Genomic DNA, 16,560 nt, shown 5'->3' with positions numbered 1-16,560 from the left:
CGGGCAACTCGCGTGTCGGAGCGGGGGACTCGCGGGACCGAACGGGCAACTCGCGTGTCGGAGCGGGGGACTCGCGGGACCGAGCGGGCAACTCGCGTGTCGGAGCGGGGGACTCGCGGGCTCAGGCGGGGGACTCGCGGGTCTCGTGGGGGAACTCGCGCACGCGGCTGACCACCGTAGCGATGCGCTCCAGCGCGTCGCGCCCCTCGGGGATGTCGGCGAGCAGCCAGGCGTGGAACATGCCGGGGTACTCGTGGTACTCCAGCCCGACGCCCTCGTCCCGCGCGCGATCACGGAGGCGCCTCGCATCGACCAGCAGCACGTCGCGGGTACCGACGAAGACGCTGACGCGGCCGAGGCTGGACAGCGGTCCGAACAGCGGACTCACGAGCGGATCGCGCTTGTCGAGATCGCCCGCGTAGAGGCGGCCGGCCTCGCGCAGGCCCGCGACGGCAAGGTAGGGATCGATGCGGTCGAGCTCGGGCAGCGCGGGATCGGTCATGGTGATGTCGAGCCACGGGCAGATCAGCACGAGCTCCTTCGGCTGCGGCTCGTGCGCCTCCTCCAGCGCCTCCGAGAGCACGAGTGCGAGCGCGCCGCCCGCCGAATCACCCATGATCACCTGATCACCGGGGTCGGTGTCGCCGAGCAGCTCGTTGTAGGCGTCCTTGATCATGCGAACGGTCTCGTCGGACTTGTGGTCCGGCGCGAGCGGGTAGATCGGCACCGTGACGGTGCAGCCGGTGCGCTTGATGAGCCGCTCGAAGAACGACCAGTGGTCCTTCTGGATCTGGTGGACGTAGGCGCCGCCGTGGAAGTAGAGCACGTGCTTGCTGCTCGTCGGCGCCTTCGGAGCGAGGGTGTAGCAGGGCCTGCCGTCGACCTCGCGGCAGGTCACCGACAGCCTCCGCCGAAGCTTGGCGGGCGGCCCCGCCGCAACCGGACCCTGGCTCTTCTCGATGCTGCGGTGCAGCGAGTCGAGGTCGGCATAGGTCTTCTTCGCCCGCGTGAGTCGCAGCTGCGCGACGAACAGGCGGGCCCGCAGACTCGTACCCCTGAACACGGCGCCCGGCTACCCGTTCGCGCCGACGGGAAAACGCCGTTGAAACGTATTAGCAAGATCGGCAACAAGTCCAGCCGACACGGCACGCACGACCACCCGAACTGGGCTTACCGAACCGTTGACTCATGAATCGTTTCACACCGATGATAGGCTCCGGCGAAGCGCGAACCGAGGGGACACATTGGTCGGGATCAAGGACGTGGCGCGACGCGCCGGGGTCTCGATCGGCACGGTGTCCAACGTCGTCAACCGCCCGCACATGGTATCGGCGAGCACCAGGGCCAGGGTCCTGTCGGCGATCCAGGAGCTCGGGTACGTCCGTGACGAGTCGGCCCGGCAGCTACGGGCGGGCCGCAGCCGCATCATGGCGCTGCTCGTGCTCGACCTCGGCAACCCGTTCTTCGTCGACATCGCTCGCGGCGCCGAGGAGACCGCACAGGACGAGGGCCTGCACGTCATCACCTGCGACAGCGGCCACCAGGCCGACCGCGAGGTCTCGTACCTGTCGATGCTGGCTGAGCAGCGCGTGAGGGGTGTGCTGCTCAGCCCCGTCGACACCTCGGGCGCCGCGCTGGCGACGTTCCGGCGCAGCGAGATCCCGTACGTGTTCGTCGACCGCAGGGTGCCCGCCGACGAGGCCAGCTCCGTGTCCGTCGACGACGTCACCGGTGGAGCGCTCGCGGCTCGTCACCTGGTGGAGACCGGGCACACCGAGATCGCCTTCGTCAACGGCCCGTCGATACTGGCCCAGTGCCGCGACCGCGAGGCGGGCGTGCGCTCGGTGCTCAACGCCTGCGCGGCGCGGCTGTCGGTGCTGGAGACCTCCGAGCTCGACGTGGCGTCCGGCCGCGACGCCGCCTCCCGCCTGCTCGGCATGAGCCCGAGGCCGACCGCGGTGTTCTGCGCGAACGACCTGCTGGCGCTGGGCGTGCTGCAGGGCATGGTCGCGGCGGGCGTCCGCGTGCCGGACGAGCTGGCGATCGTGGGCTACGACGACATCGAGTTCGCGGGCGCCGCCGCGGTTCCACTCACGTCGGTGCGCCAGCCAGCCCGGCGCCTGGGCCGGGCGGCGGCCGAGCTGCTCATCGCCGAGACCGGCGACGGCGACAGCGACGAGCCGGTGGAACGCCAGACGGTGGTGTTCGAACCCGAGCTGGTGGTGCGTGCGTCGACGAGCCTCACCAGGTCAGGCTGAGGCGGCGACGACACCGGCAGCGATCGCGCACAACAGCGCGGCGATGATCAGGTTGGTCGCCACCCGCAACAGGCGGAACTTCTTCGCCCCGAGCCGCACCACCGCGAGCAGCCGTTCGCGATGCCAGCGCTGCGGATCCCGCGCGAGGTCGGTGATCCGCTCGGCGAGCTCGGCGTCGGAGAGGGTCCCGTAGACGGCGAAACCGCTCCCGCGAAGCCGGGGCCGCACGCTCCACAGCAACAGCAACAGCGCGGTGGCCAGCAACGTCAGCGCGGCCCAGAAGGCCAGCAGCGCAGGCAACGGCGTCGTGGCACCGGGCAGCAGAGCGAGGCCCACGGTGACGATGGGGCTGAACACCGCGAGGAGCATGCTCGCCTTTGTCTCCGTGCGGGCCAGCGCCGCGTCACCCCGGGCCAGCTCCTCCCGCAGGAAGTCCTCCACCTTTGCCGGATCGAGCCCTTCCCGAACTTCCGTCATCACCGCATCATGCCCACCTCCGCGACCACGCGGGGCCACATCTGACGAACGTCTCCCTCAGGTGGACCGATCCAGCTTCCGGATCACGCGCGCCGGACTGCCCGCCACGAACTGCGGGCACTCGCCGGGCAACGTGCGGTACTGCCGCTCAGTCACGGATGATCGACACGATCCGGCACGCCGCTCGCCCGAGCCGCTGGTCGCCCTCGATCCGGCTGCGCGCGATGGCGTCCTCCGGTTCGATCCCGCGCGTGCACAACCGCCACAGGGTGTCGGCCTCGACGTGCACCATCGCGGCGGGCTCACCGGCCGACGCCTCACCGAGGCTCCATCCGTTCGCCGTGGCCGTCACCCTCCACGTGCGCCCCAGCGTGTTGACGTCGAGGCGCGTGCCCGGCACGGCGGCGACGTCGCGCAGCGTGAACGGCAGGGCCCGCAGGAACGTGTCGAGCACGGGCAGGAGGAGCCGTTCGTCGAGGTCAGGCCGCAGGCCGACTGCCTCGCGGATCTGCTGCCGGTGCACCCAGTACTCGGTGAGGTCGCGAGCGCAGTCCAGCCACAGCGGCGCGGGATCGGCCCCGGCCCACGAGACACCGAGGCTGCGCCCGGCGGGGTCGCTGCCCTGCCAGAGCGCGGCGATCTGGTCGCCGGTCAGCGTGAGCGTGTCGATGAGGCACCGTGGGCTGAGGCGGGCGCAGGCGTCGACCCACTCCTGGTTGATGCGATGGATGAAGCCGGCGAGGTCTTCCCCGTCGCGGGGCCCCGGCCCGCCGTGCCCGTCGCGGTCGCGGGCCAGGCGGCCGTAGTCGTCGCCGAGCAGGTGGGACGCGATATCCCGGACGCTCCACCCCGGCACGGCGGTGCGCGACCAGTCCGCGGCGTCGAGTCCGCCAAGCAGAGCGAGCAACTCGGCTCGCTCGGGTTGGAACAGCTTGCGGGCGTCGATCGGCTCACCGAGCCAGGCGAAGTCGGCCATGGCTTCGATTCCTACCGCGCGAAGCCGGCCTGGCTCAACCGGTTAACCGACGTCGCGGGCACCGGACTCCGTGTCGTGCGGCTCGGTCTCGAGGTCGTCGAGGCCGAGGCCGATGATGCGTTCGGGGTGGATGCGGATGATCGCTCCGTCCAGTTCGGACGGCCCGTCCAGCCCGGCGTCGATCGCCTCGGCACGTCCGCGAATCTCGAGGCAGCGCACGCGCCACGGCTCGACCGAGGCGATGTCGTCGACGACGAAGGCGACGCGACCGTTGTCGGCCACGTTGCGGAACTTCCGGCTCCGTGCCATGTGGTAACCACGGATGTCGATGGTCCCGGTGGCGGCGTTGTAGCGGAAGCCGACCGGGTTCACCTGCAACGTCCCGTCGGGCTGCACGGTGGCGAGCCTGCCGAGGCGCTGTGTGCGGAGGTACTTGAGCTCGGTGTCGTTGAAGGGCATGCGTTCAGCGTGCTACCTCTACCATGGTGGAGGTCAACCGGTCGCAGGCCGATGACCATCACCCGATATCGCGGCCGGTCAGTGGTTTCCCGCGAGTTCGCCGCTGAGACGGCGATGCATGGTCTCGCTGTGCTCGTTGAGGCCGACGATCTCGACGGTCTTGCCTTGTGCGGCGTACTTCGTGGAGATGGCATCGAGCGCGGCGACCGTGGAGGCGTCCCAGATGTGCGCGTCGGTCAGGTCGATCACCACGCGCTCCGGGTCGCCCGTGTAGTCGAACTGGTAGACGAGGTCGTTGCTGGAGGCGAAGAACAGCTCGCCGGTGACGGAGTACACCACCTGACCGCCGTCGGGGTCGGCGACGGCGGTGACGTTGACGAGGTGCGCGACCCGCCTCGCGAAGACGACCATCGCAGTGATCGTGCCGGCAACCACGCCGATCGCGAGGTTGTGCGTGGCCACGACCACCCCCACGGTGACGGCCATGACGGTGAGCTCACCCACGGGCATGCGCTTGAGCGTGGCCGGCCGGACGCTGTGCCAGTCGAACGTGCTGAAGGCGACCAGCACCATCACCGCGACCAGCGCCGCCATGGGGATCTCGGACACCACCGGCCCGAGCACCAGGCAGAGGATCAACAGGAACACACCGGCAAGGAACGTCGAGAGCCGGGTGCGGGCACCGCCGGCGCGGACGTTGATCATGGTCTGGCCGATCATGGCGCACCCGCCCATCCCGCCGAACACACCGGTGACGACGTTGGCGATGCCCTGGCCGACGGCCTCGCGGGTCTTGTTGGAGTGTGTGTCGGTGATGCCATCGACCAGTTTGGCGGTCATCAGCGACTCCATGAGCCCCACCAACGCGAACGCCAGTGCGTACGGGGCGATGAGCTGCAACGTCTCCCACGTGAGCGGCACGTCCGGCAGGCCGGGAGCCGGGAACGACGACGGCAGTTCGCCCTTGTCCCCGACGGTCGGTACGGCGATCCCGGCGGCGACGGTGAGCACGGTGAGCACCACGATCGAAACCAGCGGCGCCGGAACCGCCTTGGTCAGCCTCGGCAAGAACACCATCAGCGCGAGGCCGCCTGCGAACAGCGGGTACACCGGCCACGGCACGTCGATCAGTTCCGGCACCTGGGCCATGAAGATGAGGATCGCCAGCGCGTTGACGAAGCCGACCATGACGCTGCGCGGCACGAACCGCATCAGCCTGGCCACGCCCAGCGCGCCGAGCGCCACCTGGAACAGCCCACCCAGGATGACGGCGGCGATCAGGTGACTCAGACCGTGCTCGCGGGCCAGCGGGGCGACCACCAGAGCGATGGCGCCGGTCGCGGCCGAGATCATCGCCGGACGACCTCCGACGACCGCGATCACCACGGCCATCGTGAACGACGCGAACAACCCAACGCTCGGGTCGACGCCCGCGATGATCGAGAACGAGATGGCCTCGGGAATCAACGCCAGCGCGACGACCAGGGCGGAAAGGACCTCCGTCTTGGCGACCCTCGGAGACAGCCACGACGGCCGCTCGAAACGTCGACGGGCGAAGGACAGCACAGCAGTACCAGGCACGGAACACCTAACATCCTCGAGCGCACCACGTCGGGCGCGGGTGAAACGGGCAACAGCCGAGTGGAAGGCAACACCTGCGGCAGCAGGCGGCTGGGAGAAGGAAGGCCTGTTAAGGCGGGGTCATCCCCTTGTACTGGGTGAACATGACGCTCCTCGACGTTCGACGATGCCGAATGTGGGGGCGTCAACGACCCCCGGAGACCGGTCCGCTGGACCGGCCGTCCGAACTCGCCACTCAACTTAGCCGAGCGCGGGCTCGCGGCGGACACGCACCCTCGGCGAGGCCGATCGCCCCGCGGCCCTCGAGGACGACCTCGACGAAGCCGTCACGCGGGACGGTGCAGGTCCGGATCCCGCACCGTGTCCCACAGGTCCGCTGCCCCGTGGGGTCGAGCTTCGCGTCGGAGGCTCACTGCTTCCTCGACAGGGCGCCGCTGGTGAACCACTGGACCGCGAGCGACGTTCGTTGCGATGATCGGGCCTTCGACCGGGCCGGAAAGGGGTAAGTCCAACGGATGTTGTGGTCATGAGCCGGCTACGCGAGTTGTTGACGCCCGCGGAATTGCGCCCCGACGCGTCGTTCAGCCTCGGCTGCCGGGTGAGTGTGAAGGGTGGCTTCTTCGCGCCGCAACGGACGACCTATTCGGGCTACCGGTTTCCCGTTCAACGTCCACGAGATGGCGAGCGCCACGGCAGCGTCGCATGTCCGCGGTGCGGTGACATGGTTCCGTACTCGGTCCTCAGCGTGGACGACGCGCTCCGGCGGCGCCGGAACTGCCGAGCGGCCTGGATCGTGACCGGCGCGGTGCTGCTCGTGATCCCGGTCGTGATCATGATCGTCATGTCGGCCCGGGGGGACAACGACTGGGTCGAGGTTTTCCCGCTCCTGGTCCCCGGCATCGGCTGCGTTCTCGCAGCTTTGTTCCATCCACCGTCGATCATGGGCATCACGTCCCGGAAACCCCGCGGACAGCACATGCTGGCAAGGTAAGCATGAGACGAGGACTGAGACGACCACAGATGAAACGGCCCCCGCCGGGGTCGACGGGGGCCGTTTTCGCAGGTAGAGGGAGTGGCCAGGGCCGGGGTCGAACCGGCGACCTTCCGCTTTTCAGGCGGACGCTCGTACCAACTGAGCTACCTGGCCGGATACGCCGGCTTCCAGCCGAACGCTCTGGCGACCCTGACGGGACTCGAACCCGCGACCTTCGCCGTGACAGGGCGACGCGCTAACCAACTGCGCCACAGGGCCTTACCGTGTTGCGTACTCCCAACGGGATTCGAACCCGCGTTGCCGCCTTGAAAGGGCGGAGTCCTAGGCCGCTAGACGATGGGAGCCCGGCCAGTTCGGCGAACCGACCGACCGCGCTCTCAGGTCTTTCCCTGGGAGCGATGACTAGTCTAGGACACCCCCACAACCCCATTCACAGCGGGTACCCCATCAACTCTGACCTGCACAAACCCTCCTCCGGCCCGAGCGAGCACCGGCAGGCCCCGGCGGGGCCCCGCACGGGACAACAGCGTTACGAAAACCTTGTCGTCACGTTTACGAAAGCGAAAGACCCTGTGGCGAAACACTGTTGCCACCGGCAATCAATTGCCCCGTGAGGGTCTGGACCAGTAACTTGAGCCTCGTGCTGCCCAGGTGCACGACCAGGGGGTGTGCACCTGGGCAGTCTGGGGGCCCGGCACACAACGCCTAGGAGTGCCCTGAAGAACCCGCCCGTAGCGAGCGGCGATCCAGACGGCGGCCTCGCAAGGCGGGGGAAGTCCTCGTACCGGGTCGTACTCGGGCTTTCCGACAGCGTGGCGAGGCGCCGTCTGGGCGTCGCGCAGTAGGCAGCGGTTGTCCAGCGCGCTGCTAGCGCTGCACCGGCGCGTTGCCGTCGTCGTCAGGCTTTAGTCCCAGCATGTCCAGCAACTGGGCGCAGTCTTCGATCCCACGGGCTCCTCGCGCCACGGCGAGCCTCGCCCTTCGCACCTGGTCGTCGGAGACCCGCGGAGCGTCGGCCTGCCCGGCCCGCTGCGCCGGCACGCCGCCGAGCCCGGCACCCTGCCCTTCTCCCTCGTAACGAAGGAGGAACTGCCGCACTTCCACAGACCCGCTCATGGTTCCTCCTGGGGCTTCTGGATCACCTTGGCCGCGAGGCTAGCCAGCACGGGAACCCCTCGACAGCCCCCCGCAGAGTGAAGCTCCAAGCACGCTGCGTGGACTTGAGCGGCCATTCGGGGACAGTTCGGAAATGTCGCTCCGGCAACGGAGAAATGACAGGTCGGAGCCCTTTTTCGGACGCAACACTCGCGGCGCCCGGCCATGTCATGTAACAATCATCGTGCTGACACACCCCCGGTCAGCGCCTGTGGAGATCCCCTCCGGCCCCCGCGTTCCTCCCCCTGGCGCGGGGGCCTCTCCATTTCCACACCAATTCGATCTTGCCCATTGGGAAACGACCGTCGGCTACAGAATGCATTCACCTGCTGCGCCAGGCAGGTAAGCGACTACTCCAGATGGCACAACTTCGGAGAAAAGAGCGCGACACGCGGTGTGGGTAGGGTCACAGGCGTATCGCGGCCGAGACACAACCGTTATCGTGTCCGGGTGCCTCTTCCCTCATTCGGACGGCTCAGCAGCCGCACCAACCTCAAGGCAGTGAACGGCGGTCGACACCGCGGCGCCGCCACGCAGGACGCGGACCCCGCCGCCGAAGACCACGAGCTGACGAGCTACCTCGCGGCACTGGCGCCCGAAACCGACCCGGAGAGCACCGGGTCCGGCAGGCGCTTCGGTGATGCGCAGGTCTACCAGCTCCGCATGAACCTCATCGCCAGCCAGCAACTGAAGGACCTCGCCATCGAGCGCGGCACCTCGCCGCAGGCGCTCGCCCAGGAATGGGTGCTGGAGCGTCTCGCGTGGGAGGCGCAGGCCGCGTCCGACCTGCGCCAGCCGCGCCGCGCGCAGGCGCCCGACCCCGAACCGCAGACCGACCAGTACGTCTTCGACCGTCAGCAGTGGGAGCAGCCCCTCCGCGGCGGCCTCGGCTGACAGGCGCGGACACACCGACGCGAAAACGATCGAGCCCCCGGCGGAAACTCCGCCGGGGGCTCGATGCAGTCAGGGGGTGACGCGCTTAGAGAGCGCGAACCTTCTGGGCCTGCGGCCCCTTCTGACCCTGGCCGACCTCGAACTCCACTCGCTGGTTCTCCTCGAGCGTGCGGAAGCCGCGACCCTCGATCTCCGAGTAGTGGACGAACACGTCGCCCTCGCCGCCGTCCTGGGCGATGAAGCCGAAGCCCTTCTCGGCGTTGAACCACTTCACAGTGCCTTGCGCCACCGTTTTACTCCTCGTTGCTGTTCCGCATGAACACCGCCGAAGCGATGTCCTGGCCGTCCCGGGCGGTTCCAACGAGACGAGCAAAGAGCGCGGCGGCTCAGGGCTCGCGTCAGAAGTTCCGCGAGTGTGAAGCCACTAACACGCAAAACGACGGCCACCCGGCAGCCTACCGGCTACCGGCCGTTTGCGAACCCCGCAATCTCAGGTTGGTCCGACTGGGCGGACTCTTCTCCGGGAGGTTGCATAATCCGCGCCTCCGGCGATCAACCCTTCCGGCGGGGTGACGGTAACGCCCAGCAGCCCGGCGTCCACTCACGGAGCGGAACCGCACCATCGCCCGTACAGCTGAACTACAACCCCACTGAATGTGATGGCAGTCACATTTTTCCCGGTGCAACGAACGGCTTTCACCGGGCGTCAGTGGGGGTACACGGGGAGATCAAGGGGGCAATGAACGTGACACACCAACACCGGGGGCCGCGGTTCGGACGCGGCGGGCGCACCGGCGGGCTGCTGGCGCTCGTACTGGCGTTCCTGCTGGCGCTCACCGCATGCTCGGGTGAGGGCGGCGGAGGAGAAAGCCCTCAGCAACAAGGAGAAGCCGACGACCAGTCCGCTCCGGCCAAGGTCGTCGCGCAGCCCGCCGACGGTGCGCAGGGCGTCGGACCACGCGACCCCGTCAAGGTCTCGGTCACCGACGGCACCATCGAGACGGTGGCACTGAAGAACCCGGAGGGCAAAGAGGTCGCGGGCGAGCTCGCCGGCGACAAGCGGAGCTGGTCGGTCACCGAGCCGCTCGGGTACGACAAGACGTACACGTGGTCGGGCACCGCCGTGAACTCCGAGGGCGAGACGACGCCGATCGCCGGCTCGTTCACCACGGTGTCTCCCTCGGCGACCATGGGCGGGCGGCTGAACGTCGGCGACGGCAAGACGTACGGCATCGCCATGCCGATCACGCTGACGTTCGACAGCCCGGTCACCGACAAGGCCGCCGTCGAGCGGGCGCTGTCGGTGGAGACCACCCCGAAGACCGAGGGCTCGTGGGCCTGGCTGGAGAGCGACACGTCGGTGCACTGGCGGCCGAAGGAGTACTGGCAGCCGGGCACGCAGGTCGCGGTCAAGGCGCTGATCTACGGGGTGTCCATGGGTGACGGCGCCTACGGGGAGGCCGACCTGACCTCCAACTTCACCATCGGCCGCTCTCAGGTCGTGAAGGCCAACACCCAGACCCACCGGATGCAGGTGTACCGGGACGGTCAGCTGGTCTCCGACTACCCGGCGAGCTTCGGGCTCGACTCCGATCCGGGTCGCGTCACGCACAGCGGCACGCACGTGGTGATGAGCAAGCACTCGACGTACTTCATGAACAACCCCGGCTACGGGTACGAGGACTTCGAGGTGAGCTGGGCCGTGCGGATCTCGAACAACGGCGAGTTCACGCACGCGGCACCGTGGTCGGTCGGCGATCAGGGGTCGAACAACGTCTCCCACGGCTGCATCAACCTGTCCGACGCCAACGCCAAGGAGTATTTCGACAGCGCACTCATCGGCGACCCGGTGGAGATCGAGGGCAGCACTCAGCAACTCGGCCCCGAGGACGGCGACTACCACGACTGGACCTACTCCTGGGAGGAGTGGACCTCCATGTCGGCGTTGAACGGGTGACGAGCGATCGAAGGGGCGCCGGGAGATCCATGTCTCCCGGCGCCTCGTCATCTTCCGGACAAAAGCCGTTGCCCAAGTGGCACCAAGGTTGAAATTTTCCGACACTGACTGAACAACGCAAGCCAGTGCCGGGAGGTCCCCAATGCCGGAGGACGCAGCACCCCGCCCACAGGGTGCGACCTATGAACCAGATCCGAAAGACGTCCGCAAGGCCGTCGCCGGTTCGGCGATGGGCAACTGCATCGAGTGGTACGACTTCGGCGTCTTCGGCTTCATGCCTGCCATCCTCGGCCAGGTCTTCTTCAACGCGAGCAGCACGACGGAGGGGGCCCTCGCGACCTTCGCGGTGCTCGCGGTGACGTTCGTCATCCGGCCGTTCGGCAGCTTCGTGCTCGGCCCGCTCGGCGACAAGCTCGGCAGGCAGCGGGTGCTGGCGCTGACGGTCATCCTCATGTCGGGTTCCACGTTCGCGATCGGCCTGCTGCCGTCGTGGGAGCAGATCGGGCCGGCCGCGGCGGTGCTCGTGATCCTGCTGCGCGCCCTGCAGGGCTTCTCCGCCGGCGGCGAGTACGGCGGCGCGGCCACGTTCATCGCCGAGTACGCCCCAAACAAGAAGCGCGGCTTCCTCGGCAGCTGGCTGGAGTTCGGCACGCTCGTCGGCTTCTTCCTCGGCGCGGGCGTGGTGACGCTCTCGACGGTGCTCCTCGGCGAGGAGGCCATGCAGCAGTGGGGCTGGCGCATCCCGTTCCTGATCGCCGGCCCGCTCGGGCTCGTCGGTCTCTACCTGCGGAACAAGCTCGAGGACACCCCGGTGTTCCGCGAGATCGAGAACCAGAAGAAGGTCGCCAAGTCGCCGCTGAAGGAGCTGCTCACCCGGCACTGGAAGTCGATCCTGCACCTCATCGGCCTGGTGATCCTGCTCAACGTCGGTGACTGGATCATGCTCGCGTACGTCGAGACGTACCTCAAGGACGTGCTCGGCATGGAGGGCGACGCGCCGCTGCTGATCGTGATGGGCGTGATCCTCGCCATGCTCGTGGTGATCGTGCCGATCGGCAGCCTGTCGGACCGAATCGGCCGCAAGCCGATCCTCATCGCCTGCTGCGCGGGCTTCCTGGTGCTCCCGATTCCCGCGTTCACGCTCATGGAGAACAGCGTGGGCGAGAACGGCGGCGTCAACGCGGGCATGCTCGTCGGCGGCCTGGCGATGATCGGCGCCTGCCTGGTGCTGTTCCTCGCCGTCGTCGCGTCCACCCTGCCTGCGATGTTCCCCACACAGGTCCGTTACGGCGCCTTCTCCATCGGCTACAACGTGTCGACCGCGCTGTTCGCCGGCACCGCACCCTACGTCGTCGGCTCGCTCGTCGACGCCACCGGCAACACCCTGTGGCCGGCGTTCTACCTGATGGGAGCCGCCGCGATCGCCACCGTCCCGGTGCTGCTCCTGCCGGAGACCAAGGGCGTCTCGATGCGCGGGATCGTCAGTTCGCGCCAGTGCCAGAGCGGCACCACAACGCCGTCCGCACCGGCAACCGGCTAACTTGACCGGGTGAGCAACGCTGGACAGAGCTGGCCGCCGGTCGAGACCGAGCCGGCCGTTCCCCATCCCAAGGCCCCGCAGCCGGGCAGCAAGCTGGGGGTGCACTACTCGCACTGCTTCGGCTGCGGGGACGAGGTCGAGGTGGGCCTCCACCTCCAGTCGTCGGTCACCGACGGCGCCGAGGTGGTGTCGGAGTTCGCCGTCACCGAGGCCCACCAGGGCGCACCAGGGCTGGCGCACGGCGGGCTGCTGGCCTGCGCGTTCGACGAGGCCCTCGGCGCGGCGGTCGGCAACCTGCTGCGCAAGCCCGCGGTGACCGCCAAGCTGGAGACCGACTTCGTGCGGCCGGTGCCGGTCGGCTCCACGCTGTTCATCTCGGCGAAGCTGGACGGCGTCGCGGGCCGCAAGACCTATGCGAGCGCCGAGGGCAGGCTCGACGCCGCGGACGGCCCCGTCGCGGTTCGCGCGCGCGGCCTGTTCGTCACTGTGGGGGTCGAGCACTTCACGACACACGGCGACAAGGACGCGCTGGACAAGCTCGCCGCGTCGGCCCGCCGCAGACGCGAGGACTGGGACATCAACCCCTGATGTTCATCCTCGTGGCGAGCGCCCTGCTCGCCGTCGTACACGTCTATCTGTGGAAGCGTCTGGTGGCCGACGCCACCCGACGCGGCACGCGCGCCCGCCGGATCGGCACTGCGGCGCTCGTGGTGCTGATGCTGCTGATGGTCGCCGCGCTCACGCTGGGCACGAGCATCGACCCGGCGATCGCGCAGTGGTTCGCCTGGCCCGGCTACCTGTGGCTGGCGACGTTCTTCTACCTGTTGCTGGCACTGCTGGTGCTGGAGATCCCGCGGCTCTTCCTGCGTCGCTGGGTGCGTGGGGAGCCGGAGCCCGCGAGCGAGGACGCCGAGCAGAGGGGCGTCAGCAGGCGCGTGGTGCTGGCCAGGGGCAGCGCGGCGGTGGCGGGCGTGGTGGCCACGGGCTTCGTCGGCTACGGCGTCACAGTCGCCACGGGAGCGCCGACGGTGACGCGGGTACCGATCTCCCTGCGCAGGCTCGACCCGCGCGCGGCGGGCTGCCGCATCGCGCTGATCAGCGACGTGCATCTCGGGCCGATCGTCGGCCGCTCGTTCACCGAGCGGATCGTGGAGCTGATCAACGCCGAGCGGCCCGATGTCGTCGCCATCGCGGGCGACCTCGTGGACGGCGACGTCAAGCACCTCGCGGAGGCAGCCGCGCCGCTGGGCGACCTGCGCAGCACACACGGCACGTTCTACGTCACCGGCAACCACGAGTACTACTCGGGCTATCGCCAGTGGCTCGACCACCTGCCGTCACTGGGCGTGCGGCCGTTGCGCAACGAGCACGTCGACATCGAGCACAACGGCGGGACGTTCCACCTGGCCGGCATCAACGACCACACCGGCTACCAGTGGCAGGACCCCGGCGACGTGGCCAGGGCCGTCGAGGGCAGGGACGCCGACCGCGCCGTGGTCATGCTCGCGCACCAGCCGCGCGACGTGCCCGGCGCCGTCGAACACGACGTGGACCTGATGCTCGCCGGGCACACGCACGGCGGGCAACTCTCGCCGTTCGAGCTCGCCGTGAGCCTCCAGCAGGGCGCCGTCGCCGGGTCCTACACGTTCGGCGACACGAAGATGTACGTCACGCGCGGCGCGGGGTTCTGGGGCCCGCCCGTGCGGGTCGGCGCCCCGCCCGACATCACGATCGTGGAGCTCACTAAGTGAGGGTGCGGGGGCGGATGGCGTTGGCCTTGTCGACCAGCTCGATCCGCTGCTCCGCGCTGCCCGCCAGCCTCGCCAGCGAGCGGTAGCAGCGCTCGAGGCCGAACCGCAGCTCCCGCTCGGAGAGGTCGCACCCGAGCACCTTCGCGCCCTGCACCCGCCCGTTGCCGGAGCCTCCGGAGGTGACCCAGTGGAAGGCGGCCTCCAGCACCTCGGCCGACAGCCGCGTGCGGCGCTCGGCGTCGAGCGCGAGGCGCTCCAGCCTGGCGCCCGCGTCAACGATGTCGCGCTCCCTCGTGTCCTCTGCCCCGCCGCCCGTGATCCTCGTCTTGATCTTGATGGCGGCGACCTGCGCGGCGACATGGTGCGTCGACGACGACGGCACCGACTCCAGCACCTCGATCGCGCTCGCGCGCGCACCCTGCGCGAGGTAGACCCTCGCGAGCCCGAACGCGGCGCTCACGTAGGAGCGGTCGGTACGCCACACCAGCTCGTACAGCCTGGAGGCGTTGAAGTAGTCGCCCACGCTCTCCGCGCTGAAGGCCATCGCGAGCTTCGGTGCGATCTCGCCGGGCAACTCGTCGTACACCGAGTCGAAGGCCACGTGCGCGACCCTCGGCCTGCCGCCCGCGAGCTCGATGAGCCCCCGGTACCAGTCGATGCGCCAGTCGTGCGGGTACCCGGCCTTGATCGCGAGATACTGCGCGGCCTGCAACTGCCGGTTCGCTTCGGCCAGCTCGCCGAGCTCGATGCGGGCACGCACGATGCGCAGCCGCACCTCGATCGACTCGCGCGGGGCGTTCGCGAGCGCCTCGATGGCCGTCCTCGGGTCGGCCGACGCCGTCGTGGCGAGCACACCCGCACCGGCGTCGTCGGTGTGCACCTGCGGGATCGGCAGCCCGGCGACCACCTCGGCGGGGTCGGGCAGCGGCACGCTCTGCCCCGGCTCCGGCACCACCATGTCGACGCCGAACGTGTTGGTCTCCGGACCGTACACATTGGACGGCGCTGGCCGCTGCTTCCTGGTGCCCAGCGACATGATCTCACGCAGCACGCCGGTGAGCTGGTCGGCCATGTCCTCGGCCGAGACGAACCGGCGGTCCGGGTCCGCGTGCGTCGCGCGGCGCAGGAACCGGTAGTACGAGCCGAAGAGCTTGAACAGCGGGACGTCGTCCTGGCTCGGCAGGGTCGTCTTGTACTTCGTGGTGTAGCCGGTGAACTCGAAGCTCAGCACCGCGAGCGTCCGGCCGACCGTGAACAGGTCGGAGGCCACCGAGGCGCCGCGCGTCGGCAGCTCGGGGGCGCTGTAGCCGGTGGTGAAGAACAGCGGGCTGGAGTAGTCGTCCATGCGGCGCACGGCGCCGAGGTCGATGAGCTTCAGCTGCTCGTGCGTCTGGATCACGTTGTCGGGCTTGAGATCGCAGTAGAGCAAACCCTGTGAGTGCAGGTAGCCCAGCGCGGGCAGGATCTCCAGCCCGTAGGCGATCACCTGGCCGATCGGCAGCGGCTCGGCGCGCCCGGTCTCCCTGTGGTGGGCGAGCGCGAGCTGCCGCAGCGACTGCCCGCCGACGTACTCCATCACGATGTAGCCGACGGACGTGCCCGTGTCGGGATCGGGGTGCTGCACGAAGTTGTAGATGCGGACGATGTTCGCGTGCTCGACCTCGGCGAGGAACCGCGTCTCGTTGACGGCGGCCGCCATCGCGGTGGCGTCGCCGGTGTCGATCAGTCCTTTGAGGACGACCCAGCGGTCGTTGACGTTGTGGTCCTGCGCGAGGTAGATCCAGCCGAGCCCACCGTAGGCCAGCGCGCCGAGCACCTCGTACTGGCCGCCGACCAGCTCGTGGGGCTGGAGCTTGGGCACGAACGAGAACCGCGTGCCGCACTTCTCGCACACTCCCTGCGGGTTGCCGGGCGCACCGTCGCGGCCGCGACCGACCTTGGCGCCGCAGTTGCCGCAGAACCGCTTCTCCTCGGAGACCATCGGGTTCGTCAGCACCGCCGACGCCGGGTCGCGGTAGGGCACCTGCGGCACCTCGACCAGGCCCGCGCCGAGCCTGCCGCGGCGCGATGTGCGCGAGCCCGTGCGGCGGGACGTGCCGGGGAACGCGCCGGAACCCGTGCCGGGCCCGGTGCCGGGACCCGTGCCCGCGCCGGTTCCGGGCACGATGCCGCCGCTGGTGCTCGGCGGCAGGACGCTCTCGGTGCCGGGGTCTGGCAACGTGCCCGGTCCGGACGGCTCCGGCGGCGGCGCGGGTGGCGTGATGCTCTCCGTCGCGGGAGCTGGCGCCGCGAGCACACTGGTGGGCTGCGGCTCGTTGTTCCCCTGCCAGTGCGGGGTCATGACCTGGGTGTTCGGCGCTACCGGCGCGGGCGGCGGGGCCGCGGGCCGCGCGGGCGGCTCGGCCGGGGCCGGCTGTGAGCCGGTGAGGACCTCCGGTGGCTGCGTCCAGCCGCTGCCCTCCGGCTCGTCGTCCGGCGCGGCGTGCCGAGGACGGCGTGGCTCATCCGACACTGCTGC

At 69.3% G+C, this 16,560-nt stretch carries 15 protein-coding genes and 3 tRNA genes; 7 read left to right on the top strand and 11 right to left on the bottom strand.

The annotated features are described in order from the left end of the window. Window positions 1–121: 121 nt before the first annotated feature. Window positions 122–1,063 (bottom strand): alpha/beta hydrolase fold domain-containing protein, encoded by a 942-nt coding sequence (locus DI005_RS32300; protein WP_112265184.1) that lies wholly within the window; start codon window positions 1,061–1,063, stop codon window positions 122–124. Window positions 1,064–1,244: 181 nt separating this feature from the next. Between DI005_RS32300 and DI005_RS32295 the strand changes: the two genes are divergently transcribed. Continuing rightward, window positions 1,245–2,258: a LacI family DNA-binding transcriptional regulator gene (locus DI005_RS32295; protein WP_113644597.1), complete on the top strand. Its 1,014-nt coding sequence runs from the start codon at window positions 1,245–1,247 to the stop codon at window positions 2,256–2,258. Here the strand turns inward: DI005_RS32295 and DI005_RS32290 are convergent. The 4 genes from DI005_RS32290 to DI005_RS32275 form a co-directional block, all read right to left on the bottom strand. Continuing rightward, window positions 2,250–2,735: a Pycsar system effector family protein gene (locus DI005_RS32290; protein ID WP_112265186.1), complete on the bottom strand. Its 486-nt coding sequence runs from the start codon at window positions 2,733–2,735 to the stop codon at window positions 2,250–2,252. The genes DI005_RS32295 and DI005_RS32290 overlap by 9 nt on opposite strands. 148 nt (window positions 2,736–2,883) lie before the next feature. Continuing rightward, on the bottom strand, window positions 2,884–3,711 hold the full coding sequence (locus DI005_RS32285; RefSeq protein ID WP_113644596.1) for a maleylpyruvate isomerase family mycothiol-dependent enzyme: 828 nt from the start codon (window positions 3,709–3,711) through the stop codon (window positions 2,884–2,886). A gap of 42 nt (window positions 3,712–3,753) precedes the next feature. Further along, the gene (locus DI005_RS32280) at window positions 3,754–4,170 is read right to left on the bottom strand and encodes a PPOX class F420-dependent oxidoreductase (protein WP_112265193.1); all 417 of its coding nucleotides are present in this window, start codon (window positions 4,168–4,170) and stop codon (window positions 3,754–3,756) included. A gap of 78 nt (window positions 4,171–4,248) precedes the next feature. After that, on the bottom strand, window positions 4,249–5,751 hold the full coding sequence (locus tag DI005_RS32275; protein WP_113644595.1) for a SulP family inorganic anion transporter: 1,503 nt from the start codon (window positions 5,749–5,751) through the stop codon (window positions 4,249–4,251). A 526-nt stretch (window positions 5,752–6,277) separates the two neighbouring features. On the opposite strand from DI005_RS32275, the gene DI005_RS38065 reads away from it, so the two are divergent. Next, a complete protein-coding gene (locus DI005_RS38065) occupies window positions 6,278–6,742 on the top strand; it encodes a hypothetical protein (RefSeq protein WP_147263924.1) in 465 nt (154 codons plus the stop codon). Between the two features lie 82 nt (window positions 6,743–6,824). Here the strand turns inward: DI005_RS38065 and DI005_RS32265 are convergent. The 4 genes from DI005_RS32265 to DI005_RS32250 all read right to left on the bottom strand — a co-directional run bounded on the left by DI005_RS32265 (window position 6,825) and on the right by DI005_RS32250 (window position 7,861). Next, window positions 6,825–6,898, bottom strand: a tRNA-Phe gene (locus DI005_RS32265). A 28-nt stretch (window positions 6,899–6,926) separates the two neighbouring features. After that, a tRNA-Asp gene (locus tag DI005_RS32260) sits at window positions 6,927–7,003 on the bottom strand. Between the two features lie 13 nt (window positions 7,004–7,016). Beyond that, window positions 7,017–7,089, bottom strand: a tRNA-Glu gene (locus DI005_RS32255). A 523-nt stretch (window positions 7,090–7,612) separates the two neighbouring features. Next, window positions 7,613–7,861 (bottom strand): hypothetical protein, encoded by a 249-nt coding sequence (locus DI005_RS32250; RefSeq protein ID WP_112265197.1) that lies wholly within the window; start codon window positions 7,859–7,861, stop codon window positions 7,613–7,615. A 489-nt stretch (window positions 7,862–8,350) separates the two neighbouring features. On the opposite strand from DI005_RS32250, the gene DI005_RS32245 reads away from it, so the two are divergent. After that, complete coding sequence (locus tag DI005_RS32245) at window positions 8,351–8,794, top strand: hypothetical protein (protein ID WP_112265199.1); 444 nt, start codon at window positions 8,351–8,353, stop codon at window positions 8,792–8,794. An 85-nt stretch (window positions 8,795–8,879) separates the two neighbouring features. Here DI005_RS32245 and DI005_RS32240 read toward each other — a convergent pair whose 3' ends face one another. Next, a complete protein-coding gene (locus DI005_RS32240) occupies window positions 8,880–9,083 on the bottom strand; it encodes a cold-shock protein (protein ID WP_009156738.1) in 204 nt (67 codons plus the stop codon). A gap of 450 nt (window positions 9,084–9,533) precedes the next feature. On the opposite strand from DI005_RS32240, the gene DI005_RS32235 reads away from it, so the two are divergent. The 4 genes from DI005_RS32235 (at window position 9,534) to DI005_RS32220 (ending at window position 14,042) form a co-directional block, all read left to right on the top strand. Then, a complete protein-coding gene (locus DI005_RS32235) occupies window positions 9,534–10,751 on the top strand; it encodes an Ig-like domain-containing protein (RefSeq protein ID WP_113644593.1) in 1,218 nt (405 codons plus the stop codon). Window positions 10,752–10,893: 142 nt separating this feature from the next. After that, entirely contained in the window at window positions 10,894–12,291 is a 1,398-nt protein-coding gene (locus tag DI005_RS32230) for an MFS transporter (RefSeq protein WP_112265203.1), read from the top strand. 9 nt (window positions 12,292–12,300) lie between these two features. Beyond that, window positions 12,301–12,879 carry a PaaI family thioesterase gene (locus DI005_RS32225; RefSeq protein WP_112265205.1) on the top strand — a complete coding sequence of 193 codons (579 nt, stop codon included), beginning with the start codon at window positions 12,301–12,303 and terminating at the stop codon, window positions 12,877–12,879. Next, window positions 12,879–14,042 carry a metallophosphoesterase gene (locus tag DI005_RS32220; RefSeq protein WP_113644592.1) on the top strand — a complete coding sequence of 388 codons (1,164 nt, stop codon included), beginning with the start codon at window positions 12,879–12,881 and terminating at the stop codon, window positions 14,040–14,042. The genes DI005_RS32225 and DI005_RS32220 overlap by 1 nt, the downstream gene beginning before the upstream one ends. Here DI005_RS32220 and DI005_RS32215 read toward each other — a convergent pair. Beyond that, on the bottom strand, window positions 14,035–16,554 hold the full coding sequence (locus DI005_RS32215; RefSeq protein WP_112265209.1) for a serine/threonine-protein kinase: 2,520 nt from the start codon (window positions 16,552–16,554) through the stop codon (window positions 14,035–14,037). The two genes, DI005_RS32220 and DI005_RS32215, sit on opposite strands and share 8 nt — an antisense overlap. Window positions 16,555–16,560: the final 6 nt, after the last annotated feature.

It is taken from the genome of Prauserella sp. PE36 (genome assembly GCF_003311655.1).
In the GTDB taxonomy this organism is placed as follows: domain Bacteria; phylum Actinomycetota; class Actinomycetes; order Mycobacteriales; family Pseudonocardiaceae; genus Prauserella_A; species Prauserella_A endophytica.
The sequence above is the reverse complement of the archived record's forward strand: the minus strand, read 5'-3'. Positions and strand labels throughout refer to the sequence as shown.

Bases quoted from the DNA above. Each gene is read 5' to 3' on its own strand.
- DI005_RS32220 (WP_113644592.1), top strand. From the start codon at position 12,879: ATGTTCATCCTCGTGGCGAGCGCCCTGCTCGCCGTCGTACACGTCTAT.
- DI005_RS32290 (WP_112265186.1), bottom strand. From the start codon at position 2,735: ATGACGGAAGTTCGGGAAGGGCTCGATCCGGCAAAGGTGGAGGACTTC.
- DI005_RS32250 (WP_112265197.1), bottom strand. From the start codon at position 7,861: ATGAGCGGGTCTGTGGAAGTGCGGCAGTTCCTCCTTCGTTACGAGGGA.
- DI005_RS32280 (WP_112265193.1), bottom strand. From the start codon at position 4,170: ATGCCCTTCAACGACACCGAGCTCAAGTACCTCCGCACACAGCGCCTC.
- DI005_RS32235 (WP_113644593.1), top strand. From the start codon at position 9,534: ATGAACGTGACACACCAACACCGGGGGCCGCGGTTCGGACGCGGCGGG.
- DI005_RS32285 (WP_113644596.1), bottom strand. From the start codon at position 3,711: ATGGCCGACTTCGCCTGGCTCGGTGAGCCGATCGACGCCCGCAAGCTG.
- DI005_RS38065 (WP_147263924.1), top strand. From the start codon at position 6,278: ATGAGCCGGCTACGCGAGTTGTTGACGCCCGCGGAATTGCGCCCCGAC.
- DI005_RS32230 (WP_112265203.1), top strand. From the start codon at position 10,894: ATGCCGGAGGACGCAGCACCCCGCCCACAGGGTGCGACCTATGAACCA.